Raw genomic sequence first — 23,280 nt, forward strand, 5'->3', positions numbered from 1 at the left:
CGGGGGCAAGCCCCCTCGCCACAGCTCGCTCCCACATTGCTTTGCATCCCCCCAAAAATCCCTATGGGCAAATTCGATCACAGCGCTCTATGATTGATCCCCATGACCACCACCGCTGCGATCCGCTCACCCTGCCCGCCCGGCGCCTGCGACTGCGGGCGTGACCCGTTGCTGGAAACACCAGGGGCGGACCTGCGCATTCTGTTTTTGACCCGCAACGAAGAAAAACGCCTGATCGAACGCCTGGAGAACCTGCAGAGCCTGAGCGATCTGGAGCTCGTGCAACGGCGTATGTTCGAGCAGTTGGGCATCCGCGTGAACATCGCTCCCGGTTTCAACGAAGTGCGCACCATGCGCGGCATCGGCATCCAGATTGGCGAACTGCCGGGGCTGTGCCGCAAGACCCGCGCCAACATCCCCGCCGCCATTCGCCGCTCCATGGAAAAGCGCCCGGAGATTGCCTACGAACTGCTCAATGCCAACGACCTGTTGCGTGACGCCTGATGAAACCCATTCTCGAATTCCCCCTCACCGACGAGATTCTCACCTCGTTCGCCCTGGCCATCGGTGCCGACCTGCAGGGCTACCGCAACCACATTTACCGGGTGCTGAATTTCCATGGCGCCCTTTGCGGTGCCGAAGGCCTGCCCTCGGAGGCCGTTCAAATCGCGGCGGCGTTTCATGACCTGGGTATCTGGACCGATGACACCCTTGATTACCTGTCCCCGTCCATTGCCCTGGCCACCGAACATCTCGACAGCCAACAACGTCCGGAACTGAAGGATGAAGTCTGCGCGTTGATACTTGAGCATCACAAGCTGCGCCGGTATCGCGGCGCCTGCGCCGATAGCGTCGAACCCTTCCGCCGGGCCGACCTGGTGGATGTGTCCCTGGGCCTGGTGCGTTTCGGCTTGCCCCGAAGCTTCATCAAAACCGTGCAGGCGACCTTTCCCGATCACGGTTTTCACTCGATGCTAATGAAGCTTTCGGCCCGGCAATTGCTCCGCTCGCCGCTACGTCCTCTGCCCATGTTGCGCTGGTGAAACAGGCGTCTGTTACCCCCTCGAAAATGCACCGGAACAGGATCGGCGGTCATACATGAATCGCGGGGCACTGCTATGCCTTCCTTGGGAGATTTTGCCGCAAGCCAGCCAGGACGAAACTGGAAACCCAAGCGTGGCCACGGCCCCGGCGCCAGCCAGGTACGCGCAGACAACAGGTGCCAATGCGCAACAGGAGGTGGCCGATGTTATTCATCGTCAGTTGGACAATCAGCCCGGACAACCGTGATGCCGCAATCGCACGTTTCCTCAAGACCGGTGGCGCGCCGCCCGCAGGCGTCACCATGCACGGGCGCTGGCACGCCGTAGGGAGCTCGGCCGGCTTCGGCATTGCCGAGGCGAGTGATTTGGTGCCGATTCAAAGGTGGGTGCTGGAGTGGAACGACCTGATGAGCATGGACGTGCACGCCGCATTGACCGATGAGCAAATCGCACCATTGCTGGCTGCAACTACCGCCCGGTAATGTCGAAGGAGGGGGCGGCGAGTATCGCTCGCTGCCCGACTTGAGCGGCTGCTTCGCCGGAATGCCAATTCGATGCAACGCCCCTGAAACACTGACTTTCTGACTACTCATTACTGGATATTTCGCAATTCAAACCTACGCTCATCGCGGGGGATAACGCATTTCAACGGCGGCTGGGGGCTCGTCTCGATGTACTCACGCTAGTACGCAGGAGCTCAACATGAACCGGACAACCTTCTCCTCGATGTTTGCGATACCCCTGTTGCTGTCTGCAATGGCGTTTCCCGGCCAGACCCTGGCGGCCGACAAGTCCCCCAACATCCTGGTGATCATGGGCGACGATATCGGCTGGTCGAATATCGGTGTCTACAACCAGGGCATGATGGCTGGCAGAACGCCTAACCTCGACCAACTGGCGAATGAAGGCATGCGTTTCACCGACTATTACGCCGAAGCCAGTTGCACCGCCGGACGCGCCAATTTCATCACCGGCGAACTGCCGATTCGTACGGGCATGACCACCGTCGGCCAGGCCGGCTCGCCCGTGGGTATTCCCGCCGAAGCCGTGACCATCGCGACCGCACTCAAGGCCATGGGTTATGCCACCGGCCAGTTCGGCAAGAACCACTTGGGCGACCTGAACCAGTTCCTGCCCACCGTCCACGGTTTCGATGAATTCTTCGGCTACCTCTATCACCTCGATGCCATGGAAGACCCGGCGCACCCCAATTATCCGCAGGAACTGCTCGCGACCGTGGGCCCACGCAACATGGTCCACAGCTGGGCCTCCACCACCGATGACACGACCGTGATGCCGCGCTGGGGCAAGGTCGGCAAGCAGAAAATCGAAGACGCCGGGACACTCTATCCGGAGCGGATGAAAACCGTCGACGAGGAGATTCGCGACAAGGCCTTCTCTTTCATCGACAAGGCCAAACAGGACAACAAACCGTTCTTCGTCTGGCTCAACCCGACCCGCATGCACATCGTCACGCACCTGTCCGACAAGTACGAAGCCATGCGCAACTCGCAGAATGGCTGGTCGGAACAGGAAGCCGGCATGGCGCAGCTCGATGACATCGTCGGCGACGTCCTGGCGAAGCTGAAGAAAGACGGCATGGACGACAACACCATCGTGATCTTCACCACCGACAACGGTGCGGAAAACTTCACCTGGCCCGATGGCGGCACCACCCCGTTCGCCATGGGCAAAGGCACGGTCATGGAAGGTGGCTTCCGGGTGCCGGCAATCATTCGCTGGCCAGGCAAGGTGCCGGCCAATCAGATCGCCAACGGCATCATGTCCGGCATGGACTGGTTCCCGACCCTGGTCGCGGCGGCAGGCAACCCGAACATCACCGCCGAACTGCTCAAAGGCAAACAATTGGGCGATACCACCTACAAAGTTCACCTGGACGGCTATGATCAAACTCCAATGATCACCGGAAAAGGTCCGTCGAACCGACATGAAGTTTTCTACTTCGGAGAAAGCTCCTTGGGTGCAGTGCGCATAGACGACTACAAATATCGCTTCATTGACCAACCGGGTGGCTGGTTGGGGGCTAAAGTTGATGTGGACGTGCCGAACCTGACCAATCTTCGACTCGACCCATTCGAGCGCATGGGCTGGCCGGAAAATCAGGCCGCACAGGGTTCGCAACAATACTTCGACTGGTTCAAGTTCCAATTCTGGCGTTTCGTGTTCGTCCAGCAGCAGGTGGCCAAACTGGCTGAAACAGCGATCGAGTTCCCGCCGATGCAAAAAGGCGCGAGTTTCAACCTCGACTCGGTTAAAGCCAAGATCGCCAAGGCTCGAGCAGAGATGGCCAAGTAACAGCCGAATCCACGGGTGGCTGGTGCAGTCCACCCGTATTCGAAATGGACAATTGCCGAGGGATTTCAATGCAGATAAAAACAACTACCCTGCCCGCCTCTGCGCTACTTGCCCTGTGCTGCCAGCAAGCCTGGGCCGGCGGCATCATGCTCTATGAAATCGGCACCGATAACGCCGGCCTGGCCAACGCCGGTGCCGCCGCCCGTGCCCAAGGCCCCTCGACCATCGCCAGCAACCCCGCGGGCATGAGCTTTCTGCCCGGTACGCAAATCACCGCCGGCCTGCAGGTCCTGTACGGTGATTTGAGCTTCGACCGCGACTCCGGCACCAACACCCCGGGCAGCGGCAGTGGCAATGCCCTCGATCCGATTCCCGGTGGCAGCTTCTTCATCAGCCATGAACTGGACGAGCACTGGAGCGTCGGTTTCGGCCAGTACGGTGACTTCGGCCTGGCGGTCAATTACGACAACGACTGGTCCGGCCGCTACTTCGCACAGAACGCCAGCCTGCTCGGCCTGTCGCTGGTACCGAGCGTGGCTTATCGCTTCAACGAGCAGTGGTCGGTCGGCTTGGGCATCAAGGCCATGTACGGCATGCTGAAGGCGGACACCGCCATCGACCGCTCCCCTTTCGGCTTCACCGACCGCTCTGACGGCCAATACAAGTACCGGGACAACACCTGGGGCTATGGCGCCAACGTGGGCGTGATCTACGCCCCGCAACCCGGCACGCGCATCGGCCTGACCTACACCAGCCAGGTCGACCTGGACTTCGAGGACCGGCTCGATGTGAAGGGCGACGGGCGCCTGCTCGAAAGAGTCAACAACACCAACACAGATCTCGACATAAAGGTGCCGCAAACCGTCACCCTGAGCCTGTTCCAGCAACTGGACCGGCAATGGGCGCTGCTGGCCTCGGCCAACTGGCAGGACTGGTCCGAGTTCGGCGACATCGCCGTAGAGGTCGACACCACGGCCTTTGGTGCGCAATCGCAAACGGTCGACGCCGGCTTCAAGGACACCTGGCACCTCTCCCTTGGCGCGCAATACCAGGCCACCGAGCAGTGGTTGTGGAACTTCGGCGTGGCCTACGACAGCAGCGCCGTCTCGGACAGCAACCGCAGTGTGGTGGTGCCAATGAACGAATCCTGGCGCATTGCCACAGGAGCCACCTATGCTCTGAACAAGGACACCGATGTCAACGTCAGTTGGGCCATGGTCTGGCTCGGCGACATGCCGGTTGACCAGGCCAAATCCGTATCGAGCAATCGAGTTTCCGGTCAATTCGACAATGCCTGGATTCAAGCCCTGACCGGGAACATGACCTGGCGATTTTGATGTCTTGTAAACAAAAGAACGACGATTTCATCCAAGGAGTAAACACCACTATGAATCTATCCCGAAAACTGCTCGTCGGCGCCGCGCTGGCCAGTCTGTTGCTAGGCGGTTGCACTTCGAAAGTGACTGAGAAGGAGCAATACTCAGGTTTCCTGTCCAACTACAACAACCTGCAGGAAGTCCAAACGCCGAGCGGCGGTACCGCGATGCGTTGGGTCAGCCCTTCGTGGAACCCGAATGCTTATGACACTGTGGTGTTCAACAAACTGGAGCTCTACCCGGCTCCCAAACCCGACGAGCGTGTCAACCAGCAGACGCTGACCGACATTCAGAACTACATGACCAGCAAGGCCAAGGCCTCCCTGGGTCAGAAGTACCGCGTAGTGTCCAACACCTCGTCCGCTCCGGCGGGTTCCCGCCCTCTGATCATGCGTGCGGCAATTACCGGGGTGAACGCCGAGAACGAAGGCATGAAGTGGTATGAAGTGGTGCCCATCGCGGCCGTAGTCGGGGCAACTCAGGCTGCTACCGGTCACCGTGACCAGGACACTACCCTGTTCATCGAAGCCGAGTTCATCGACGCGAAGAGCAACCAGACCGTGGCCAAAGTGGTGCGCAAGGTGTTTGGCACCGCCCTGGAAAATGAAAGCCAGAAGATTACCGCCAAGGACTTCAAGGCGGCGATCGACAAACTGGGCACCGACTTCCAGGCGTTCCTCAAGTAACACACTCATGGGGCGAGGGGGTTTGCTCCCTCGCCACATGGAGTTCCTTCCTGACTCTTGCGGTCACTCCTTTATCCCCAGGTTTCTGTTGCCCAAGGCGATTTAGGCCGCACTACCCTTGGCCTGCTGCTCCAGATGCAATTGCAGCTGCGGTTCGATCTGCAACGCCGCGGCCAGTTCATCCAGATAGTTGCGCTCGGCGTCCTGCTGGTCGTCCACCAGCATCACGCTGGCCAGGTACATCTCCGAGGCCATGCCGGGGTCGGTGGCCGATTGCGCCACTTCATTGGCGTCCAGTGGCTTGGCGACCTCGTCGTCCAGCCATTGCTGCAATTGCGGATCGTCCGTGTGACGGCCGATTTCAGTGCTGATCATCTGCTTCTCGGCGTCATCGATCCGGCCATCGGCCTTGGCCGCGGCAATCAATGCCCGCAGGATCGCATGGCTGTGCTCCTCGGCCTCCGGGCCGGCCAGCAAGTCCACGGTCCGTGGCGCTTCTTGCGGAGCCGACACCTGACTGCGCTGCCAGGCCTGGTACGCCTGGAACGCCATCATGCCCAAGGACGCCAGCGCCGCATAATGGGTGCCACCAGCGGAACGACTTTGCGGTACACCACCCATCGGTGAACCACCGCCGAGCAAGCCACCGAGCAAATCGCCCAACCCTGCGCCACCACCGCCACCACCTGCAGCAGCCCCGCCGCCCAACAAGCCGCCGAGCAATCCACCCAGGTCGCCGAGCCCGCCTTGGGCCGACGCACCACCGCCTCCCTGTTGCGCCATCGAGCCCTGGCCGGCGCGCAGTAATTGTTCGAGCAGATCGCTGGTGTTCATGCCGTTTGTCCTCTTAAAGGGCGTTTATACAGTCAGGCAACGATAGCCCCCGCAAGCGAATGTGCCAGCACCGTTGGGCTGACCCGCCCGCGCTACCGCGGATGGGTCCGGGGTACTTTTTGCCAGCGCAGCTAAGATTCATAGGTGGTGAACCTTATTCCCGGATACCCGGTCGATACCTGCAACCCGACCCGGTTTGCCACTGCCCCCGTACGCGGGGTGACAACTGGCTTGCTTCATTCACTGGAGAACGCCCCCGTGATTTCAACCCTGTACATCGCCAGGCTCAAAGCATGGGGCGCCCATGGCTTTACCGCCACTGGCGTGGTCACCGCTTTCCTCGCCACCCTGTCCCTGCTGGATAACCAGCCGACCCATTGCCTGCTGTGGCTGGGTGTCGCCCTGATCGTCGATGGACTGGACGGTGCGCTGGCACGCAAGGTCAACGTGCAGTCGGTGTTGCCGAGTTTCGATGGCTCGATCCTCGACCTGGTGATCGACTACCTGACGTATGTGTTTATCCCGGCACTGTTCATCTATCGCTACATCCCGTTGCCGGACTACACCTTGCTGCTGAGCGTGTCGCTGATTCTGGTGTCGTCGCTGTTCTGTTTCTGCAACGTCAACATGAAGAGCACAGACAACTACTTCCAGGGTTTCCCCGCTGCCTGGAACGTGGTTGCCCTGTGCCTGTACATCATCGCCCCGTCACCGTGGATCACCTTCGTCACGGTGATCGGCCTGGCGCTGCTGACCGTGACCCGGATGAAATTCCTGCACCCGTTTCGCGTGCGCCGGTTCATGCCGATCAACATTGCGGTGACGGCCATCTGGTTGCTGTGCAGCTTGTCATTGGTACTCAACCATCCGCAGATCAACCCGTTGGTGATGGGGCTGTGGCTGCTGATGTCGGCGTACTTCCTGGGCATCTGCTTGTGGCGCACGGCGCTGGAGTGGCTCGACGAATCGCGGCTCAAGTAGCCATGGCGGTCCATATCGTTCAACTCGGATCACCCCGTCGACCTGACGAAGGTTTGCGCCTGGGCACGGTACGCCGCCCTCCCCGTGGCGTACCGAAAGCCGAATTCGCCCGTCGGGATTTTTATGATGTCTGGCAGCCGCTGCTGTCGCCCAGTGCACAGTTGGTGGCCGAGGCCAAGGCTGCGCAAGATGCCAGGGCCTGGGAGGTGTTCAGGCGCAAGTTCAAGGCCGAGATGAGCCATCCCGCTGCCAGTCAGATGCTGGACCTGCTGGCCGCGTTGTCCCATCAGACCTCCCTGGCCGTGGGGTGTTATTGCGAGGATGAAGCGCATTGTCATCGGTCGGTGTTGCGCGAGTTGCTGGAAGCCCGTGGTGCGAAGGTCATTTAGCTGACATTAACTCTGGCCCTTTGTAGGAGCGAGCTTGCTCGCGATGACGGTGTGACAGCCACAGAAACTGCGACTGGAAGACCATCGCGAGCAAGCTCGCTCCTACAGAGGGTTTTGCATTGTTATCGCTTAGCGCCGCGTGATCACCACCTCCAGATATTCACTCGGCACCACCAGCGACTTGTCGCCCGCCCGGTTCATCCGGTTGATCAGCTCGCTCAGGTCCGTCTCCAGGGCTTTGGCACCGTCCGCGGGCAGCGCGGCGAAGGCCTTGTGCACCGGCCCGTACCATTCTCGGAAGGTGTCGATGAAGTGCGCCGCCGAGCGATAGCGGAAATTGAACGTGCGGCGCGTCACCTGGAGCAGGAATTCACGCTCGTCGAAATGCTCGTGCAACCAGGCTTCGCTGCCCCAGCGTGAGGGCGGATTGGCCCCTGGAGGGGGTGGCAGGTGCTGACTCAGGGTCTTGAACATCTGGCCGACGAAACCTTCCGGCGTCCAGTTGGCCAGGCCGATCCGCCCACCCGGACGACAAACCCGCGCCAGTTCCGCAGCAGCTTTGGGCTGGTCCGGCGTGAACATCACGCCGAAGGTCGACAGCACGGCATCAAAACTGCCGTCGGCAAAGGGCAATGCTTCGGCATCGGCGACCTGGAAGGAGACGTTCAGGCGTTCTGCCCGGGCCCGTTCTTCGCCGCGTTCGAGCAAGGCGGCGACATAGTCGGTGGACGTCACCTGGCAGCCACGGCGGGCAGCCGCGAGGGTCGCATTGCCGTTGCCGGCGGCAACATCGAGCACGCGTTCATCGCACAACAGGTCGCAGGCTTCGGCCAGTTGCTCGCCGACAATCTGCAAGGTGGTGCCGATCACGGCGTAGTCACCGCTGGCCCAGGAGGCCATCTGGCGGTTTTTCAAGGCAGTCAGATCAATGGGTGTACTCATGGAGACGGTCTCTGGGTTGAAACACGAATCGGGCCTGGCGGGCATTCACTCCGCCGTTGTCGGATCGATGATGTTCATGACCTGGGAAATGCGATTGGCGGGAAAACCACTGATCCTGGCGTGCTCCTGGATCTGCTCCTCGTTCGGCGAGATGTACACGCAATAGAGTTTGTCACCGGTGACATAGCTCTGCACCCACTGCACCTCTGGCAACTCACGCAACGCCTGGCAGGACTTTAGCGAAGCGGCTTTCAAATCCCTTTCCGACAGAGCTCCGGCGCCCTGGATCTCGCGTTCAATGACGAACTTAGGCATGGCAACCTCTCTTTATTGTTCTGGATGGCAGGGCGGCACTCACCCTGTGATCAAACTATCGTCCTGACGGGCGCCGGCGTCCTGTCCGATCGTCGCCCAACCCTGCCCGATCGTCCGGAGATTCCACGTAGCGCGCAGGCGCGTTCACAATCAGGAACCCTCCCACGGGGAAACCCCAATGGACGCTCTGTCACAGACCCTGCGCGTCGTGCACCTGGTCGGCGCGATCTTTATCAACGCCCGGTTCACCGCGCCCTGGTGCTACCAGTCGCCCAGCGCCGACACCGCCGCGCCGTTTCTGGAGCCCGATGCGGAACGGGTGGTGATCTTTCACCTGATCACCGAGGGCGAATGCTACGTGGAATTGGGCGATGACCCGCCGCTGCTGCTGAGTGCGGGCGACGTGGTGATCTTCCCCCAGGGCGATGCCCATCGCATGTGCTCACATCCCGGATTGCCCCCGGCCACGGGTGCGCGACTGGATGCGGTGCTGGCGCGCCGCCCCCGGCAATTGAGCTATGGCGGAGGTGGCGCGGTCACCCGGTTGGTGTGCGGTTACCTGGCGTGCGACACGCGCCTGGCGGGCATGTTGCTCAAGGGCTTGCCAGCGGTGGTGCGGGTCAATGTGCGCGGCTCGGATGCCGGCCTCTGGCTGGAGTCCTCCGTGCGCTATGCCCTCGCCGAAGCCCGCTCGCCCCGCCCTGGCGGCGAAGGTGTATTGGCCAAACTGGCCGAAGTGCTGTTCATCGAAGTGTTGCGCCTGTACATGAACGAACAGGGCGAAGGCCGCACCGGCTGGCTGGCCGGTGTGCGCGACCGCATCGTCGGCGCCGCCCTCAACGCCTTGCACAAAAAACCCTGCCACGCCTGGACACTGGACGAACTGGCGCGCACCGCCAGCACCTCGAGATCGGTGTTGGCCGAACGCTTCCAGCAACTGGTGGGGGTGTCGCCGATGCAGTACCTGACGCAATGGCGGATGCTGCTCGCCGCCAACCTGTTACGCAGCAGCAACAGCTCATTGACGCGCATTGCCGAAGAAGTGGGATACCAGACCGATACCGCTTTCAGCCGCGCCTTCCGTCGCGAGTTCGGTGCGCCACCGGCGGCGTGGCGGCGCGGTCAGGAGAAAAAGACCATGACCCACGAGGCAGGACCTGTGAGCCATTGATCGAGCGGATTACGCCGCTGGCGCGCTGGCCTTGGCCTCCTCCAGCAACTGCTGAATTATCTTCTCCTGCGTGTCATAACTGCCTTCACCGAAGTGGGTGTAACGCACCTGCCCCTTGGCATCGATCAGGTAGTGCGCCGGCCAATACTGGTTGTCGAAGTTGCGCCAGATCGCGTAGTTGTTGTCGATCGCCACCGGGTAGGTGATGCCATACTCCTTCACCTTGGCCCTGACGTTGTCGATGATACGTTCAAAGCCGTATTCGGGCGTGTGCACGCCGATCACCACCAGCCCGTCCTTTTCGTATTTCTTCGCCCAGTCCTTCACGTACGGCAGGGTGTGCTTGCAGTTGATGCAGTCGAAGGTCCAGAAGTCCACCAGCACCACTTTGCCTTTCAGGGCCTCGTTGCTCAGTGCCGGTGAGTTGAGCCAATCCACCGCGCCGGACAGCGACGGCATGGCGCCCTGGGCATCGCCCATGGTGCTGTCGGCCTTGACCTTGCTGACCAGGTAATCGACGACTTTCGGCACGGTTTCCAGCACGCCTTTCTCCACGCTGCTGACACCTTCCGAGGAAGTGTTGGCCAGCAACAGGTCATTGGCCCCCGTTGCAATCACTGCCGCACCGGCGAGCACCGCAACCCCGGCGCCACGGCGCAACCAGCCGGTGACCGGAATCGACGGTTTCAAGCGATTGACCAGGCGGCGCCCGGCAAAGATCAAGGTGCCCAGGGACAGCGCACTGCCCGCGCCATAAGCCACCAGCAACAGACTGGTGCCGGCGTTCGCCCCTTGCAGCATGGCGCTGGTGAGAATCACCCCGAGGATCGGCCCGGCGCAGGGTGCCCAGAGCAGCCCGGTGGCGACACCGATCATGATCGACGCCAGCGGCCCGGACATCTTGCGCGAGTTCGGATCGATGCGATTGCCCAGCAGCACGAAAGGACGCGCCAGCCAGTCACCGACCCGGGCGGAAATCAGCGACAGGGCGAACAGCGCCATCACCACCAGTGCTACGTGGCGGCCGGTGTTGCTGGCCTGGATCACCCACTCGCTGCTGACCACGGCCAGGCTGGAGACCAGGGCAAAGGTCAGGACCATGCCGCCGAGGGTCAGCAGGATCGAGGAGCGTGTGCGGTCGGCTCCGGCAAACAGGAATGGCACGACCGGCAGGATGCACGGACTGAGGACGGTCAATATGCCGCCCAGGAAAGCGATGAGTAACATGGGATCACCTAATACACATTAGAGGGCAACACATCACCACTGTAGGAGCGAGCCTGCTCGCGATGGCGTCCGGTCAGACGACACATCCTTGACTGAACCATCGCTTTCGCGAGCAGGCTCGCTCCTACAGTGGATCGGGGGTGTTCTCAAGCGGTCTGCTCGTCCAGCAACTGCCCCTGAGGGGTGCGGCTGGAACCGTTCTCGGCGAGCATCTGCCCTTGCGGCGTGCGACTGGAACCGTCTTGCGCCAAGAAGCCATAGGTGCCCTTCTCCGCCACCGGCGTGAGCTGGAAGCAGGTGTTGCTGGCGCAGGCGCTTTGCTCGACAGCGGCGTTGGCATGAGCTGCCGCACCGGCGACGGAAAAGGCGATGGCGGTCAAGTAGCGGGAAATGTTGTTCATGATGTCCTTCCTGTTTCAAATGGATTAAGCGGTGGTTGATCGCGACACTCAGTTTTCCGAGTTGCAGTTGTCAGCCAACTTGCTGTAACCCAGCACTTGGGTCCTGGACTGGGAGTCGAGGTACGTCAGCCGCGCATTCACCACGCCGCAGGAAGGCGTAGCGTCTTCGGTCAGCGACACCACTTTCCTGATATCCAGTTGGGTGCCGTAGGTGTAGGTTTTAGGCGCAACATCGACTTCGGCACGGGCCGACAAGGTGCAGATGTTCAAGGCGGCAAACAGGCAGGTGGCGTAGATGGCCTTGGTGTTCATGGCGAGTTCCTCAGGGTTTCAACAGGTTGATCGTTGGTTGATCCGAGGCGGTCTGGCTTGCCTCGATGGAACCTATTAAAAGCCTGCGAGGTATCTCGTCTGTGTCGGGAATCGGCGTGAATCAATCGCTGCGTATCAGAACGGCGCCTGGATACACAGCAATACAAAACCGCTGGAAATCGGCTTTTTTGCCTTCGTGTGTATCCGCAGGCAAGCCAGATACACTGCAATACAAAGGGCGACAGGCGAGCCCGCCGAGGCTCGATAGACTGTGTGGCATTCCCCATTTACCAGAGGTTTGGCCCAATGGATCACGTTGATCACATCCTCATCGTTGACGATGACCGCGAAATCCGCGAACTGGTTGGCAACTACCTGAAGAAGAACGGCCTGCGCACCACCGTCGTGGCGGATGGACGGCAGATGCGCGCTTTTCTGGAAACCACTCCGGTGGACCTGATCGTGCTGGACATCATGATGCCGGGAGACGATGGCCTGGTGCTCTGCCGCGAACTGCGCGTCGGCAAGCACAAGGCCACGCCGGTGCTGATGCTCACCGCCCGCAACGATGAAACCGATCGCATCCTCGGCCTGGAAATGGGCGCCGACGACTACTTGGTCAAACCATTCGCTGCCCGTGAACTGCTGGCGCGGATCAATGCGGTGCTGCGACGCACGCGCATGCTGCCGCCGAACCTGGTGGTGACCGAAGCCAGCCGTCTGCTGGCTTTCGGTCGCTGGCGCCTGGACACTTCGGCCCGTCACCTGCTCGATGAAGACGGCACCATGGTGGCCCTGAGCGGTGCCGAATATCGATTGCTGCGGGTGTTTCTCGACCATCCGCAACGGGTGCTCAACCGCGATCAATTGCTCAACCTGACCCAGGGCCGCGACGCCGACCTGTTCGACCGTTCCATCGATCTTTTGGTCAGTCGCCTGCGCCAGCGCTTGCTCGACGACGCTCGCGAACCGGCCTACATCAAGACCGTACGCAGCGAAGGCTATGTGTTTTCCCTACCGGTGGAAATCCTGGGCGATCAATCATGACCCTGGCGCTGCACTGGCCGCGCACCCTGGCCTCGCGGCTGTCGCTGATATTCCTGATCGGCCTGATCCTTGCTCAGGCGCTGTCCTTCGGCGCGCAGTACTACGAACGCTACGAATCCTCGAAAACCACCATGCTCGGCAACCTGGAAACCGACGTTTCCACCTCCGTTGCCATCCTCGACCGCTTGCCCGCCGATGAGCGAGCCGGTTGGCTCAAACAACTGGAGCGGCGCAATTACAGTTACATGCTCAATGAGGGTTCACCGGGCACGCCCATCCGCACCGACATGCCCGATGCGCCCATTGCCATTGCCTCGATCAAAGACGCCATCGGCCACGATTACCCGATGACCTTTACCGACATCCCCGGGCCGAAAAAACATTTTCAAGTGCACTTGAACCTGGCGGATGGCAGCCCTCTGACCATCGACGTCCGTCCGACGATGGTGCCATTGTCGCCCTGGCTGCCCATCGTGTTGCTCGGGCAACTGGCACTGATGCTTGCCTGTTCCTGGCTGGCGGTGAGAATCGCCATCCGCCCCCTCACCCGCCTCGCCAGTGCCGTCGAAACCCTGGACCCCAACGCGCACCCCGTACTCCTGGACGAAAAAGGCCCGACCGAAGTCGCCCACGCCGCCAGGGCCTTCAACTCGATGCAGGCACGCATCGCGGCGTACCTGAAGGAACGCATGCAACTGCTCGCGGCGATTTCCCACGACCTGCAAACCCCGATCACCCGCATGAAACTGCGCGCCGAATTCATGGACGACTCCAGTGAAAAAGACAAACTGTGGAACGACCTGAGCGAGATGGAGCACCTGGTACGCGAAGGCGTGGCCTACGCCCGCAGCATCCACGGCGCCACCGAAGAAAGCCGCCGCACCGACCTCGACTCGTTCCTCGACAGCCTGGTGTTCGACTATCAGGACGTGGGCAAGGACGTTCAGCTCACAGGCAAGAGCGCAGCCGTCATCGACACCCGCCCCCACGCCTTGCGCCGGGTGCTGGTCAACCTGACGGACAACGCATTGAAGTTTGCCGGTGCCGCCGAGTTACGGGTGGAAAAACAGGCCGATGGCAACCTGTCGATCAGGATCCTCGACCGTGGCCCGGGGATCGCCGAGGAAGAACTCAAGCAAGTGATGGCGCCGTTCTATCGCGTTGAGAATTCCCGCAACCGCAGCACCGGCGGCACCGGGCTGGGACTGGCAATCGCCCAGCAACTGGCGGTCGCGATTGGCGGGTCGTTGACCTTGAGCAATCGTGAGGGTGGCGGGTTGTGTGCGGAGTTGCGATTGCCGGTGTAGAAATTTTCGGTTCGGGGGCGAGGAATGCCAGGCCAGCTGTAAAAAATGGTCGGCTGTCAGGCCGCTATCGCGAGCAAGCTCGCACATTGGGTCTCCGGTTTTACTCGGGACTTGTGGCCACTGAAGATCCCTGTGGGAGCGACGGTGCGGCGATCCGACTTGCTCGCGATGGCTTTGTGTCAGGCGATGAATATTTTGTGGGTGTACATATCCGTTGCTGCGGTAACGGCCACTTAGGGTTCCGCCCTTATGGCGGGTCACTTGGAAAAGCCCCAAGTAACCAAGGGCTCTTGCCCCTGACGTTCGGTGCCTCGCCTAGGCTCGGCATGCCCTCGCTCCGGTCCTGCTCCGTGGGCCCGCTGCGCAGAACCTCCACTCGGCCTCTCGAGGGGGCAAGAAGATCAAGATCAAAAGCAAAAGCAAAAGCAAAAGCAAAAGCGAGGCGGCCTACCGGCCAGCCTGATCGCGGGGTTCGTTCGCCTGTGAGAATTGAGTCGGCTGACAGGCCGTCGTCGCGAGCAAGTCGGATCGCCGCACCGCCGCTCCCACAGAAGAGCAAAAGCAGAGCAACCCACACCACCGCGTCGCTCTTCACCACTCATCAGGCCGAGCGTTAGCTCGCCTGCAGCTTTTGATCTTGATCCACCCGCCCCCTCGGCAGGCTGAGTGGAGGCGTTCATCCGGGGGGTGGGCGCGCAGCGCCGTTCGGCGCAGCCGAACACATCGAGAGGAGGTCGAGCGAAGCCGGCCGGAGGCGATGCCCCCGGATGAATGCCGGAGCGAAGGAACCCCGAGCCTTGGCGAGGGGCCGTACGTTCGGGGCGAGCGCTTTTTTTGCTTACTTTTTTTGAGGCGCTTGTTAAAAAAAGTGAGTCGCCGTAAGGGCCAGCCCTTTCAAGGTGTTTTCCCTTTATGGGCCTTAAGCACCCGATCCGTCGACACATGAGCGTGCGCAGCTTTGCCGTCCAGCCACTCCTTGGGTTTGGCGATTTTGGGACCACGTATGCTTTTGGCCACTTGCTTGGGCTTGATATTCCTGGCGAGCGCCAACAGTCGCGTTGCCAGCGTTTCTAAGGTCGTTTGAAGTGTCAGGTAATCTGAGGGCAGTGCGATCTGCATGCCCTCGTATCCGCTACGCACTTGTACCGTCAGGTGGAAGATCGAAGCTTCCCAGCCTTCGGGCAATGTCTCGCGATGAGCCTGTTCCACGCTGCGTTTGAGCACTGCCAGGACGTTGTAGGCCAGGATCGCCGAGGTAAAACCCAGCAACGCCGCCCGCGGAGCGCCAAGGCTTTCGATTTCACTGTCCAGCACCGATTCCAGGCGCTGGAACATCCCTTCGATACTCCAGCGACGACGGTATAACTCGGCGATCTGCCCGGCGCTGACGGTGTCTGGCAAGTTGCTCCAGAACCACATCACAGTGTCGCCTGAGTCAGTAGGTGTCTGTAGGTTCAGTTCAACTCGACGCCAGCGGTGACCACCTTTGAGTTCGATGATTTGCTCGCGCACCGTTGCGGATTCGATGGCCACAGATTCTTGCCAGCCGCCTTCCTCAATCAACCGTGGATGTTTGCTTTGCTGGCGAATAATGAACGAAGCCCCCGCTTCCTCGCAGGCTTGCATGACGGGCAGCGTGCAGTACAGCCGATCGGCCATCCATAGCTGGCCCTTAGTGGCGTGGGCCAACAGCGGCAGCACGCTGACGCGCTCACTGGCGTAGGCATCCTCGCATGGCTGCAAGTCGACGATCTGATCGAGGTCCGGGTCGTAGACCACTACTGAAAACCCTGGTCGCGCCGCACCTCGCTCACGCCGCAAAGCCCCCAAGCGTTTTTCAGTAGAAGGCAGGTGGTTGCCGTCGACAATGCGCAGCTGCCAGCCGGGCAAAATGGCTGAGCAGCCCAACTCTTTTATCGTCGGAGCCAGGCGCTCGGCGCTTCCTGTAACCAACGCCCGCAGCAACGCGGGCTCTGTGCGGCTGACCTTGTCATAGAGCGCCGCCAACGTAACCGGCAGCCCCTCCATTTGCCGGGCAGCGGCATGCAAAGAAGGGCGCAAACCCAATGAAACAAGGGACATCAGCTCAACGATGGTCGAAAACAAAAGCTCACGCGGGTACTGGCGTTGACGGTGTTCTTCAAACACCTGATCAACCCATTCGGCAGGAACAGCCTGCTCCAGTATCAATTTCGTCATGACACTGGCCGGTGTCTTTTTTTCAAACCGCGCTAGAACTTCTGCCCACATCGTTTTCGTCACCCTGACTGGTTTTTAGGGGATTCTAAACGAAGACCTTGAAAGGGCTGGCCGTAAGGGCGAAACCATAAGCCGCCGTTACCGAAGAAACGGATATGTACTCGACCACTCAGAAACCTGGTCGGCCCAAAAAGATTAAACAACCCCAACAACCCCCTCCCCATGCATCTGCTGCAACAACACCAACCCGCCATCCAGAAACTCCGAAGCCCCCGCCTCCACCGCCAATCCTTGCAACTGCTCACGCCCGGTCAACTCGGGAAACTCACCAACACGCAGCAACAACCGCCACGCCAACGGACTCAGTTCAGAAAACCTCACACTCCAGTCCTCCGCCCGCCGCACCAGCAACAATGTCGGCTGAGCAGGTAAAACGTCCGGCTGACAATCCGGCCCCACCCGTTGCACCGGCCAGGCGTAAGCCAACGGCCAGGCCAGCGGCGACACCCGCAAGTGCCGATCCAGAAGCAACGCGGCATCACCGCCAACCAGAGGCTCGGCGTCAGATTGTTGCAGCGCCATTTCCACCCACTCGTAATGCGCCAGCTCCACCATGAACGGCGGCCACAGCCCATCGCTCAATGCCAGAGGCCCGGCCGCAAGAAACTCGACAAACTCCTGAGCAATCTCACCAAATTTCGGCGTGCGGGCGCGGTAGTCCCGCAGAAAGATCCGCACCAGCGACCGCCAGCGTTCATCACCCAGAATCTTCACCAGCACCGGAAAAGTGCCACTGAGCAGCGAAGACAGGTTGGCGAACACCAGATCGCGATAAACCTGTGCCCGCGCCGGGTCCATCTCGATGGGTGGCGCGTTGTGTTCAGGGTCGCGCAGGTACAGGCCCATGGTGGTTTGTTGATGCAAAAGACTCGACTTCTCCACGATTCAAACCTCCTGTTGCAAGCGGCGAATGGTCTGCAATTCCGCCACCAGTTCGGCGAATGCCGGAAAATTGAAATCGCGCTCCAGCAAGGTCGGTTGTGCGCCGAACCGGGCATAAGCCTGAGCCAGCAACGACCACACCGCCGGTTTGACCGAAGCACCGTGGGTGTCGATCTTCAAGGAGTCGGACTCGTCGAAATGCCCGGCAATGTGCATCGCCACCACCCGGCCCGAATCGATGCCAGCCAGAAACGCCTGCGGATCGAAGCCGTGGTTGATCGAATTGACGTAGACGTTATTGACGTCCAGCAACAGGTCGCAATCGGCCTCGCGCAGCACGGCATTGGTGAATGTCACCTCGTCCATGTCCTGTTGAGGGGCGGCGTAGTAAGAGACGTTTTCCACCGCCAGGCGTCGCCCGAGAATGTCCTGGGCCTGACGGATACGCGCCGCGACGTGGTGCACCGCTTCTTCGGTAAACGGCAGCGGCAACAGGTCGTACAGGTGACCGTCATCGCTGCAATAGCTCAAATGCTCGCTGTACAGCGGCACGTTGTAGTGATCGAGAAAACCCCGGACTTCCCGCAAAAAACCGACGTCCAGCGGCGACACCCCACCCAGGGACAGGGACAAGCCGTGACAGGACAACGGATAGCGTTCAGCCAGGGCGCGCAATGCCGCGCCGTGGGCACCGCCGATGCCGATCCAGTTTTCCGGGGCGACTTCCAGAAAGTCGAAATCGCCTGCCGGTGCGGCCTGGAGGTCTTTCATTAAACCGCGGCGCAGGCCCAGGCCGACGCTGGCCTTCGCTACGGGAGTGACGGGGGTTTGCATGATGTCGATCTCAGACGATGGCTGGGGGTACGGGCACCGAATCGATGCCCGCCGTCAGACACAGTTAATCGAAGCGGTGTATCGGGCCTGTGTTCACTTGTGCCGGTAAATGCCAGCGTGTGTATCGCCAGCAAGTCCATACACACTGCGGTACAGACCCGCCACTGGCTGTCAGGCCAGGTCGTATTTCTCACGCACCAGATGGCCGATGCCCATGCGATCGAGCACATACATCGGGCACAGGAACGTCACACGCACGGTGCCCGGCAGGCGACTGATGTCGATCGATCCGGTGATGGTGGCGCGGTTGAGGACTTCGTCATAAGGCAGGCCGGTAACGGAAGCGGCGCGTTGCAGGCCGTTTTCCACCGCCAGGTTGAGGTTCTCGCCGCTGCCGATGAAGGTGATCGGCCCACTCTGTTCGATCTCGTGCTGGCCCCAACGCTCACCCAGCTCACGGACTCTTGCCCGTTGTTCGGCGTTCATTGGCCGGGCCATTGGCGGCAAGTCATCGAGATTTTGCAACAGGATCGGCCCTTCCAGGGTCAGGTTCTTCACCACTTGCACCACCACTTCGGTTTCCCCGGAACAATCGGTGGCGTGCCCGGCGATTTCGCCGTTGCCCTGTTGGGCATGCATGTCGCCCATGTACACCCCGGCACCGGGAACTTTAACCGGGCAAATCAGCACGCAGCCTTCGCGAATCGAGTTGGTGTCCATGTGGCCGTCGGTTTTCGCCGCGTGCAGTTCTTCGCGGGTCATGCCGAAACGGTGCGGTGCATTGATCAGGTACTGGCCGAAGTCGGCGCAGTTGTGGGAATCGGGCAAGTCCCGGGATGGCAGGGTGCCGATGTTGCCGAGAAACGGCCGCATGTGAGCCGCAACACCGGGAATGTCGGCACGGGCCAGGGACAGGATCGAATGCTGTGCGGCGAATTCCGGCAGCGCCGACATCTCTGATGCGTTACCTGCCAGTCGATTGGCGATGTCCTGATTGACCGTCAGGCTGACCTGGTTCTGCGCATCGAACACAATCACATAGCCGTGGCTGAAACGAAACGCGCTGACCTCGGCACCACAGTGGTTGCAGCGAATGGCCTCGGCGCCGATGCCCTCGACATGGCTGGCGGGATGATCGGTGCCGCACATGGAACAGAATTTAGAAACGAACGGATCGCCGTTGTACCGCCCCTCAACAAAGCTCATCACCCCGGATGAAGTCGCCAGCGACGTCACGCGCATGCTTTTGATCTTGATGGCCACGGCATCACCGATTTGCGCCCCGGCGATCGCCACCGGTTGCGTCACTTCATGCCCGCCCTCGAAAGCGGGCGTGATCATCGGCCCCCAACAGCCCGGTGGCGTACCGGTGATCAGCGTACCACCGTCGACCAACGGCCCGAGCATCGGCTGGCTCGGGCCAATGATGCCGTTGGTGTAGTGATCGACCCGCAGTCGATCCACGGGTGTGACGTTGGGATCGGGTTGAGACACAAGCGTTGTCATGGAAGTCCCCTTGACCGCATCAGGCGCGGAACAGAGTCGAGCGTACGGCCGCCGGTTGCGACGGCCAGGGAAAGAGTCTTGGCCGCCACGGTTTAACGGCGCCAAAACGGCCTTCACAGTTCATCGCAGGTTTGTATCGGTTCTGTGTTCGGCTGGGGCCTGAAGTTGCGCGGGACTGTATCGAAAGGCGGGTGAGATACAGTGAGATACATCACGCTCCCACAGGGTCGTGTACCGGCAGAAAGAAACGTTGCTTTCGTCGCGCCAGGCCGCGCGGTACAAGGCCCGAACTAAACTTACTGCACACAGGACCCGCTTGGTGCCCTGTACATTCCCACGACCACCGCCCAGCGGCGAACGCCTCGCCAAACACTGCCCCTGGACCGTGATCCTGCTGAAGGAGCACACATGATGGACGAGGCCAGACTCAACGATTTCATGGGCAAACTGGTTAATGACATGGGCGGCGCGGCGATGCTCGCCAACGTCATCCTCGGCGAAGAGCTCGGCCTGTACCGGGCGATGGCCGACAGTCAGCCCATCACCCCCGAAACCCTTGCCGAGAAAACCGGCTGCAACCCCCGCCTGCTGCGCGAATGGCTCAGTGCCCATGCCGCCTCCGGCTACATGGAACACCGTGACGGCCAGTTCCGCCTCCCCGAAGAGCAAGCCATGGCTTTGGCAAACGAAGACTCACCGGTTTATGTGGCGGGCGGAATCAGCGTGGTCGCGTCTTTTTTCCATGACAAGGACAAACTGGTAAACGCCATGCGCGGCAACGGCGCCCTGCCCTGGGGCGATCACCATCCGTGCATGTTCAGCGGGACCGAACGCTTCTTCCGCCCCGGCTACAAAGCCCATTTGGTCGCCGAATGGTTGCCGGCCCTCGACGACGTGGTGGCCAAACTGGAAGCCGGGGCCAAAGTGGCGGACATCGGCTGCGGCCATGGCGCCTCGACGGTGATCATGGCCCAGGCGTTTCCGGATTCGCGCTTCGTCGGTTTCGACTACCACGCGCCATCCATTACCGTTGCCACCCAACGGGCCGAAGAAGGGGGTGTATCCGACCGGGCCAGGTTCTTCCAGGGCACGGCCAAAAGCTACCCCGGCAGCGACTACGACCTGATCTGCTACTTCGACTGCCTGCATGACATGGGCGACCCGGTGGGTGCGGCCAAACATGCCTATGAATCGCTGAAGGACGACGGCACGGTGCTGCTGGTCGAGCCCTACGCCAACGACTTGCTCGACGACAACGTCAACCCGGTCGGACGTCTGTTCTACGCCGCCTCGACCTTTATTTGCACGCCGAACTCGCTGTCCCAGGAAGTCGGTCTGGGCCTCGGTGCGCAGGCCGGTGAAGCGCGGTTGCGCAAGGTGTTCAGCGAGGCCGGATTCACCCGTTTCCGCCGGGCCACGGAAACGCCGTTCAACCTGATTCTGGAGGCGCGTAAGTAATCCCCGCTGCCATCTGTAGGAGCGAGCTTGCTCCGGGCGGGGTTCCGACGATGGTGTGTCAGCTATATTGATGTCGATTGACACTCCATCGCGAGCAAGCTCGCTCCTACAGGTTTCCCGGCATGCTCGACCGCCAGCCCCGTGACCAACTCGATCGCCTCCATCAGCTCATGGCGGATCAGCCGTTTGCCGTGCTGACCGGTGCCGGTATCAGCACGCCCTCGGGCATCCCGGATTATCGCGACAACCAGGGCGTGCGCCGGGGCCGGCAGCCGATGATGTACCAGGAGTTTCTCTCCGCCCCGGAGTCCCGGCGTCGCTATTGGGCGCGGGCGATGCTCGGTTGGCCGAGGGTGCGTCTGGCGCAGCCGAACGTGGCCCACGACACCCTGGCCCGTTTGCAAGGCACGCGGCAGATCAGCGGGTTGATCACCCAGAACGTCGACACCCTGCACGACCAGGCCGGCAGCCATGACGTAATTGAACTCCACGGCAGTTTGCACCGGGTGTTGTGCCTCGATTGCGGCCAGCGTAGTGAGCGCGATTCGATCCAGCACCTGATGGAAACTCAGAACCCGTACCTGGCCGGCGTCGACGCGGTGCAGGCGCCGGACGGCGACACCTTGCTCGACCCGGCCTTCGAGGCGCGCTTCCAGGTCCCGCACTGCCCGCATTGCGCCGGTGAACGGATGAAGCCGGATGTGGTGTTTTTTGGCGAGAACGTCGCGCAGGCCACAGCGGCCAAGGCGATGGCCGCCGTCGAACAGGCTGCCGGGCTGTTGGTGGTCGGCTCGTCGCTGATGGCCTATTCGGCGTTTCGCTTGTGCCGGGCGGTGGTGGATCAGGGCAAGCCGTTGATTGCGATCAACCTGGGCAAGACCCGGGCCGATGAGATGCTGGACTTGAAGATCGAGGGGTCGTGCGAGCGGTTGTTGCCGTTATTGGCCGAACGTCTCTCTTCCTGATCAACACAGTACCCTGTGATCAGTACAGAGGATTGTGATCAGCTCATGGCTACACGTTGCCCAAGGTTTTCCTCCTTCAACACATCAAACAACGCCTGCGCCGCCGCCGACAGCTCTCCCCCAGGCAACGTCAGCACCCCCAGCGCCCGCTCCACCACCGGGTCGCGCAAGGTAATGCAACGCGCCCCCAATTCACGCATTTGCCCGGCACACAAGGCCGGCACCGCGCTCACGCCCAGGCCACTGGCGACCATGCGCCCGACCGTCGCCAGTTGATGGCTTTCAAACTCCACCGGCAACTTCATCCCGCGGGCCTGCAAATGCTCTTCGAGCATCACCCGCACCGTCGACGGACGCTGCAAGGTAATGAACGGCTCCTTGAGCAAGGTCTGCCAGTCGATGTCATCGAGTTCGGCCAGTGCCGAATCCAGGGGCACCACCGCAACGAAACGGTCAATGTACAACGGCGTGAATTGCAGCAACGAACTCTGGGTCGGCTCGAACGCCACCCCAAGCTCCACCTGGCGGTCACGGACCATCTCCAGCACCTGCTCGTTGATCACGTCATTGACCGTCACGTTGACATTCGGATAACGGGCGCGGAAGGTCTTGAGGATCGGCGGCAGCAGGTTGCCGGCGAACGACGGCATCGCCGCCAGGGTCACGCGACCACGCTGCAGGGTGAAGCGTTGGCGCATTTCATCCTCGACATTGTCCCAGTCGGCGATCAACCGGCGCGCCAGCGGCAGCAGGGATTCGCCTTCGGCGGTGAGCGCCACGTTGCGTGTATTGCGGGTGAACAAGCGCCCGCCCAGGCCCTCCTCCAGCGCCTTGATGGTCAGGCTCAGGGCCGATTGCGACAGGTGCAGGCGCTCGCAGGCCACGGCAAAGCTCAGGCTCTGGGCCACGGCCAGAAAGGCGCGGATCTGCTTGACGGTCATGGGGCAATGCTCCAGTTGTAAGCTACAGGTTCTAAGCTGCAAGGGACGGGGCAGCACATTATTGAGCTTTATCAATCAATCCGCTCTA

24 protein-coding genes are annotated in these 23,280 nt (G+C 61.1%); 13 read left to right on the forward strand and 11 right to left on the reverse strand.

Annotated features, from left to right (window positions below; all coding sequences use genetic code 11):
• Positions 1 to 102 precede the first annotated feature (102 nt).
• The 6 genes from AC3ITY_RS20695 (at position 103) to AC3ITY_RS20720 (ending at position 5,421) form a co-directional block, all read left to right on the forward strand.
• Complete coding sequence (locus AC3ITY_RS20695; protein WP_489304624.1) at positions 103 to 504, forward strand: hypothetical protein; 402 nt, start codon at positions 103 to 105, stop codon at positions 502 to 504.
• Complete coding sequence (locus tag AC3ITY_RS20700) at positions 504 to 1,043, forward strand: HD domain-containing protein (RefSeq protein WP_489304625.1); 540 nt, start codon at positions 504 to 506, stop codon at positions 1,041 to 1,043. Before AC3ITY_RS20695 ends, AC3ITY_RS20700 begins: the two co-directional genes overlap by 1 nt.
• 203 nt (positions 1,044 to 1,246) lie before the next feature.
• On the forward strand, positions 1,247 to 1,525 hold the full coding sequence (locus AC3ITY_RS20705) for a DUF3303 domain-containing protein (RefSeq protein ID WP_489304626.1): 279 nt from the start codon (positions 1,247 to 1,249) through the stop codon (positions 1,523 to 1,525).
• A gap of 220 nt (positions 1,526 to 1,745) precedes the next feature.
• A complete protein-coding gene (locus AC3ITY_RS20710; protein WP_489304628.1) occupies positions 1,746 to 3,359 on the forward strand; it encodes an arylsulfatase in 1,614 nt (537 codons plus the stop codon).
• 68 nt (positions 3,360 to 3,427) lie between these two features.
• Complete coding sequence (locus AC3ITY_RS20715; protein ID WP_489304629.1) at positions 3,428 to 4,696, forward strand: OmpP1/FadL family transporter; 1,269 nt, start codon at positions 3,428 to 3,430, stop codon at positions 4,694 to 4,696.
• Between the two features lie 50 nt (positions 4,697 to 4,746).
• On the forward strand, positions 4,747 to 5,421 hold the full coding sequence (locus tag AC3ITY_RS20720) for a DUF3313 domain-containing protein (RefSeq protein ID WP_489304630.1): 675 nt from the start codon (positions 4,747 to 4,749) through the stop codon (positions 5,419 to 5,421).
• Positions 5,422 to 5,523: 102 nt separating this feature from the next.
• Here AC3ITY_RS20720 and AC3ITY_RS20725 read toward each other — a convergent pair whose 3' ends face one another.
• Positions 5,524 to 6,255, reverse strand: a complete 732-nt coding sequence (locus AC3ITY_RS20725) for a tellurite resistance TerB family protein (protein WP_489304631.1) — start codon at positions 6,253 to 6,255, stop codon at positions 5,524 to 5,526.
• Between the two features lie 258 nt (positions 6,256 to 6,513).
• Between AC3ITY_RS20725 and pcsA the strand changes: the two genes are divergently transcribed.
• Positions 6,514 to 7,236 carry a phosphatidylcholine synthase gene (gene pcsA / locus AC3ITY_RS20730; RefSeq protein ID WP_489304632.1) on the forward strand — a complete coding sequence of 241 codons (723 nt, stop codon included), beginning with the start codon at positions 6,514 to 6,516 and terminating at the stop codon, positions 7,234 to 7,236.
• Positions 7,237 to 7,238: 2 nt separating this feature from the next.
• A complete protein-coding gene (locus AC3ITY_RS20735; protein ID WP_489304633.1) occupies positions 7,239 to 7,625 on the forward strand; it encodes a DUF488 domain-containing protein in 387 nt (128 codons plus the stop codon).
• A gap of 129 nt (positions 7,626 to 7,754) precedes the next feature.
• On the opposite strand, the gene AC3ITY_RS20740 is transcribed toward AC3ITY_RS20735, so the two are convergent.
• Positions 7,755 to 8,567 carry a class I SAM-dependent methyltransferase gene (locus AC3ITY_RS20740; RefSeq protein WP_489304634.1) on the reverse strand — a complete coding sequence of 271 codons (813 nt, stop codon included), beginning with the start codon at positions 8,565 to 8,567 and terminating at the stop codon, positions 7,755 to 7,757.
• 45 nt (positions 8,568 to 8,612) lie between these two features.
• Complete coding sequence (locus AC3ITY_RS20745) at positions 8,613 to 8,882, reverse strand: DUF4242 domain-containing protein (RefSeq protein WP_223457785.1); 270 nt, start codon at positions 8,880 to 8,882, stop codon at positions 8,613 to 8,615.
• Between the two features lie 178 nt (positions 8,883 to 9,060).
• Here AC3ITY_RS20745 and AC3ITY_RS20750 point away from each other — a divergent pair, with 178 nt between their 5' ends.
• Positions 9,061 to 10,053 (forward strand): AraC family transcriptional regulator, encoded by a 993-nt coding sequence (locus tag AC3ITY_RS20750; protein WP_489304635.1) that lies wholly within the window; start codon positions 9,061 to 9,063, stop codon positions 10,051 to 10,053.
• 9 nt (positions 10,054 to 10,062) lie between these two features.
• On the opposite strand, the gene AC3ITY_RS20755 is transcribed toward AC3ITY_RS20750, so the two are convergent.
• The 3 genes from AC3ITY_RS20755 to AC3ITY_RS20765 form a co-directional block, all read right to left on the reverse strand.
• A complete protein-coding gene (locus AC3ITY_RS20755; protein WP_489304637.1) occupies positions 10,063 to 11,280 on the reverse strand; it encodes a cytochrome c biogenesis protein DipZ in 1,218 nt (405 codons plus the stop codon).
• A gap of 146 nt (positions 11,281 to 11,426) precedes the next feature.
• A complete protein-coding gene (locus AC3ITY_RS20760) occupies positions 11,427 to 11,681 on the reverse strand; it encodes a hypothetical protein (RefSeq protein WP_489304639.1) in 255 nt (84 codons plus the stop codon).
• A gap of 48 nt (positions 11,682 to 11,729) precedes the next feature.
• Complete coding sequence (locus AC3ITY_RS20765) at positions 11,730 to 11,993, reverse strand: DUF2790 domain-containing protein (protein WP_489304640.1); 264 nt, start codon at positions 11,991 to 11,993, stop codon at positions 11,730 to 11,732.
• Positions 11,994 to 12,299: 306 nt separating this feature from the next.
• Here AC3ITY_RS20765 and AC3ITY_RS20770 point away from each other — a divergent pair, with 306 nt between their 5' ends.
• Together AC3ITY_RS20770 and AC3ITY_RS20775 are read left to right on the forward strand one after the other, a co-directional pair.
• On the forward strand, positions 12,300 to 13,040 hold the full coding sequence (locus AC3ITY_RS20770) for a response regulator (RefSeq protein WP_489304642.1): 741 nt from the start codon (positions 12,300 to 12,302) through the stop codon (positions 13,038 to 13,040).
• Positions 13,037 to 14,347 carry an ATP-binding protein gene (locus AC3ITY_RS20775; RefSeq protein ID WP_489304644.1) on the forward strand — a complete coding sequence of 437 codons (1,311 nt, stop codon included), beginning with the start codon at positions 13,037 to 13,039 and terminating at the stop codon, positions 14,345 to 14,347. Before AC3ITY_RS20770 ends, AC3ITY_RS20775 begins: the two co-directional genes overlap by 4 nt.
• 894 nt (positions 14,348 to 15,241) lie before the next feature.
• Here the strand turns inward: AC3ITY_RS20775 and AC3ITY_RS20780 are convergent.
• From AC3ITY_RS20780 to AC3ITY_RS20795, 4 genes are all read right to left on the reverse strand, one after another.
• On the reverse strand, positions 15,242 to 16,546 hold the full coding sequence (locus AC3ITY_RS20780) for an IS4 family transposase (RefSeq protein WP_489304645.1): 1,305 nt from the start codon (positions 16,544 to 16,546) through the stop codon (positions 15,242 to 15,244).
• Positions 16,547 to 16,741: 195 nt separating this feature from the next.
• On the reverse strand, positions 16,742 to 17,488 hold the full coding sequence (locus AC3ITY_RS20785; protein WP_489304646.1) for an HvfC family RiPP maturation protein: 747 nt from the start codon (positions 17,486 to 17,488) through the stop codon (positions 16,742 to 16,744).
• A 3-nt stretch (positions 17,489 to 17,491) separates the two neighbouring features.
• Entirely contained in the window at positions 17,492 to 18,322 is an 831-nt protein-coding gene (locus tag AC3ITY_RS20790) for an HvfB family MNIO-type RiPP peptide maturase (protein WP_489304647.1), read from the reverse strand.
• Positions 18,323 to 18,493: 171 nt separating this feature from the next.
• Entirely contained in the window at positions 18,494 to 19,828 is a 1,335-nt protein-coding gene (locus AC3ITY_RS20795) for an acetamidase/formamidase family protein (RefSeq protein ID WP_489304648.1), read from the reverse strand.
• Positions 19,829 to 20,239: 411 nt separating this feature from the next.
• Here AC3ITY_RS20795 and AC3ITY_RS20800 point away from each other — a divergent pair, with 411 nt between their 5' ends.
• Both AC3ITY_RS20800 and AC3ITY_RS20805 read left to right on the forward strand, forming a co-directional pair.
• On the forward strand, positions 20,240 to 21,286 hold the full coding sequence (locus tag AC3ITY_RS20800; RefSeq protein WP_489310961.1) for a class I SAM-dependent methyltransferase: 1,047 nt from the start codon (positions 20,240 to 20,242) through the stop codon (positions 21,284 to 21,286).
• 122 nt (positions 21,287 to 21,408) lie between these two features.
• Positions 21,409 to 22,251, forward strand: a complete 843-nt coding sequence (locus AC3ITY_RS20805; protein WP_489304650.1) for an NAD-dependent protein deacetylase — start codon at positions 21,409 to 21,411, stop codon at positions 22,249 to 22,251.
• A gap of 38 nt (positions 22,252 to 22,289) precedes the next feature.
• On the opposite strand, the gene AC3ITY_RS20810 is transcribed toward AC3ITY_RS20805, so the two are convergent.
• Positions 22,290 to 23,192 carry a LysR family transcriptional regulator gene (locus AC3ITY_RS20810; protein WP_489304651.1) on the reverse strand — a complete coding sequence of 301 codons (903 nt, stop codon included), beginning with the start codon at positions 23,190 to 23,192 and terminating at the stop codon, positions 22,290 to 22,292.
• Positions 23,193 to 23,280 lie beyond the last annotated feature (88 nt).

The sequence above is a fragment of the Pseudomonas sp. GL_091 genome (assembly GCF_057837725.1).

What these genes read in the sequence shown, in the direction of transcription:
- AC3ITY_RS20810 (WP_489304651.1), bottom strand. Translation starts at nt 23,192, where the DNA reads ATGACCGTCAAGCAGATCCGCGCCTTTCTGGCCGTGGCCCAGAGCCTG.
- AC3ITY_RS20795 (WP_489304648.1), bottom strand. Translation starts at nt 19,828, where the DNA reads ATGACAACGCTTGTGTCTCAACCCGATCCCAACGTCACACCCGTGGAT.
- AC3ITY_RS20800 (WP_489310961.1), top strand. Translation starts at nt 20,240, where the DNA reads ATGGACGAGGCCAGACTCAACGATTTCATGGGCAAACTGGTTAATGAC.
- AC3ITY_RS20720 (WP_489304630.1), top strand. Translation starts at nt 4,747, where the DNA reads ATGAATCTATCCCGAAAACTGCTCGTCGGCGCCGCGCTGGCCAGTCTG.
- AC3ITY_RS20710 (WP_489304628.1), top strand. Translation starts at nt 1,746, where the DNA reads ATGAACCGGACAACCTTCTCCTCGATGTTTGCGATACCCCTGTTGCTG.
- AC3ITY_RS20780 (WP_489304645.1), bottom strand. Translation starts at nt 16,546, where the DNA reads ATGACGAAATTGATACTGGAGCAGGCTGTTCCTGCCGAATGGGTTGAT.
- AC3ITY_RS20735 (WP_489304633.1), top strand. Translation starts at nt 7,239, where the DNA reads ATGGCGGTCCATATCGTTCAACTCGGATCACCCCGTCGACCTGACGAA.
- AC3ITY_RS20740 (WP_489304634.1), bottom strand. Translation starts at nt 8,567, where the DNA reads ATGAGTACACCCATTGATCTGACTGCCTTGAAAAACCGCCAGATGGCC.
- AC3ITY_RS20695 (WP_489304624.1), top strand. Translation starts at nt 103, where the DNA reads ATGACCACCACCGCTGCGATCCGCTCACCCTGCCCGCCCGGCGCCTGC.
- AC3ITY_RS20715 (WP_489304629.1), top strand. Translation starts at nt 3,428, where the DNA reads ATGCAGATAAAAACAACTACCCTGCCCGCCTCTGCGCTACTTGCCCTG.
- AC3ITY_RS20765 (WP_489304640.1), bottom strand. Translation starts at nt 11,993, where the DNA reads ATGAACACCAAGGCCATCTACGCCACCTGCCTGTTTGCCGCCTTGAAC.
- AC3ITY_RS20725 (WP_489304631.1), bottom strand. Translation starts at nt 6,255, where the DNA reads ATGAACACCAGCGATCTGCTCGAACAATTACTGCGCGCCGGCCAGGGC.
- AC3ITY_RS20775 (WP_489304644.1), top strand. Translation starts at nt 13,037, where the DNA reads ATGACCCTGGCGCTGCACTGGCCGCGCACCCTGGCCTCGCGGCTGTCG.
- AC3ITY_RS20755 (WP_489304637.1), bottom strand. Translation starts at nt 11,280, where the DNA reads ATGTTACTCATCGCTTTCCTGGGCGGCATATTGACCGTCCTCAGTCCG.
- AC3ITY_RS20745 (WP_223457785.1), bottom strand. Translation starts at nt 8,882, where the DNA reads ATGCCTAAGTTCGTCATTGAACGCGAGATCCAGGGCGCCGGAGCTCTG.
- AC3ITY_RS20705 (WP_489304626.1), top strand. Translation starts at nt 1,247, where the DNA reads ATGTTATTCATCGTCAGTTGGACAATCAGCCCGGACAACCGTGATGCC.
- AC3ITY_RS20760 (WP_489304639.1), bottom strand. Translation starts at nt 11,681, where the DNA reads ATGAACAACATTTCCCGCTACTTGACCGCCATCGCCTTTTCCGTCGCC.
- AC3ITY_RS20790 (WP_489304647.1), bottom strand. Translation starts at nt 18,322, where the DNA reads ATGCAAACCCCCGTCACTCCCGTAGCGAAGGCCAGCGTCGGCCTGGGC.
- AC3ITY_RS20750 (WP_489304635.1), top strand. Translation starts at nt 9,061, where the DNA reads ATGGACGCTCTGTCACAGACCCTGCGCGTCGTGCACCTGGTCGGCGCG.
- AC3ITY_RS20805 (WP_489304650.1), top strand. Translation starts at nt 21,409, where the DNA reads ATGCTCGACCGCCAGCCCCGTGACCAACTCGATCGCCTCCATCAGCTC.
- AC3ITY_RS20700 (WP_489304625.1), top strand. Translation starts at nt 504, where the DNA reads ATGAAACCCATTCTCGAATTCCCCCTCACCGACGAGATTCTCACCTCG.
- AC3ITY_RS20770 (WP_489304642.1), top strand. Translation starts at nt 12,300, where the DNA reads ATGGATCACGTTGATCACATCCTCATCGTTGACGATGACCGCGAAATC.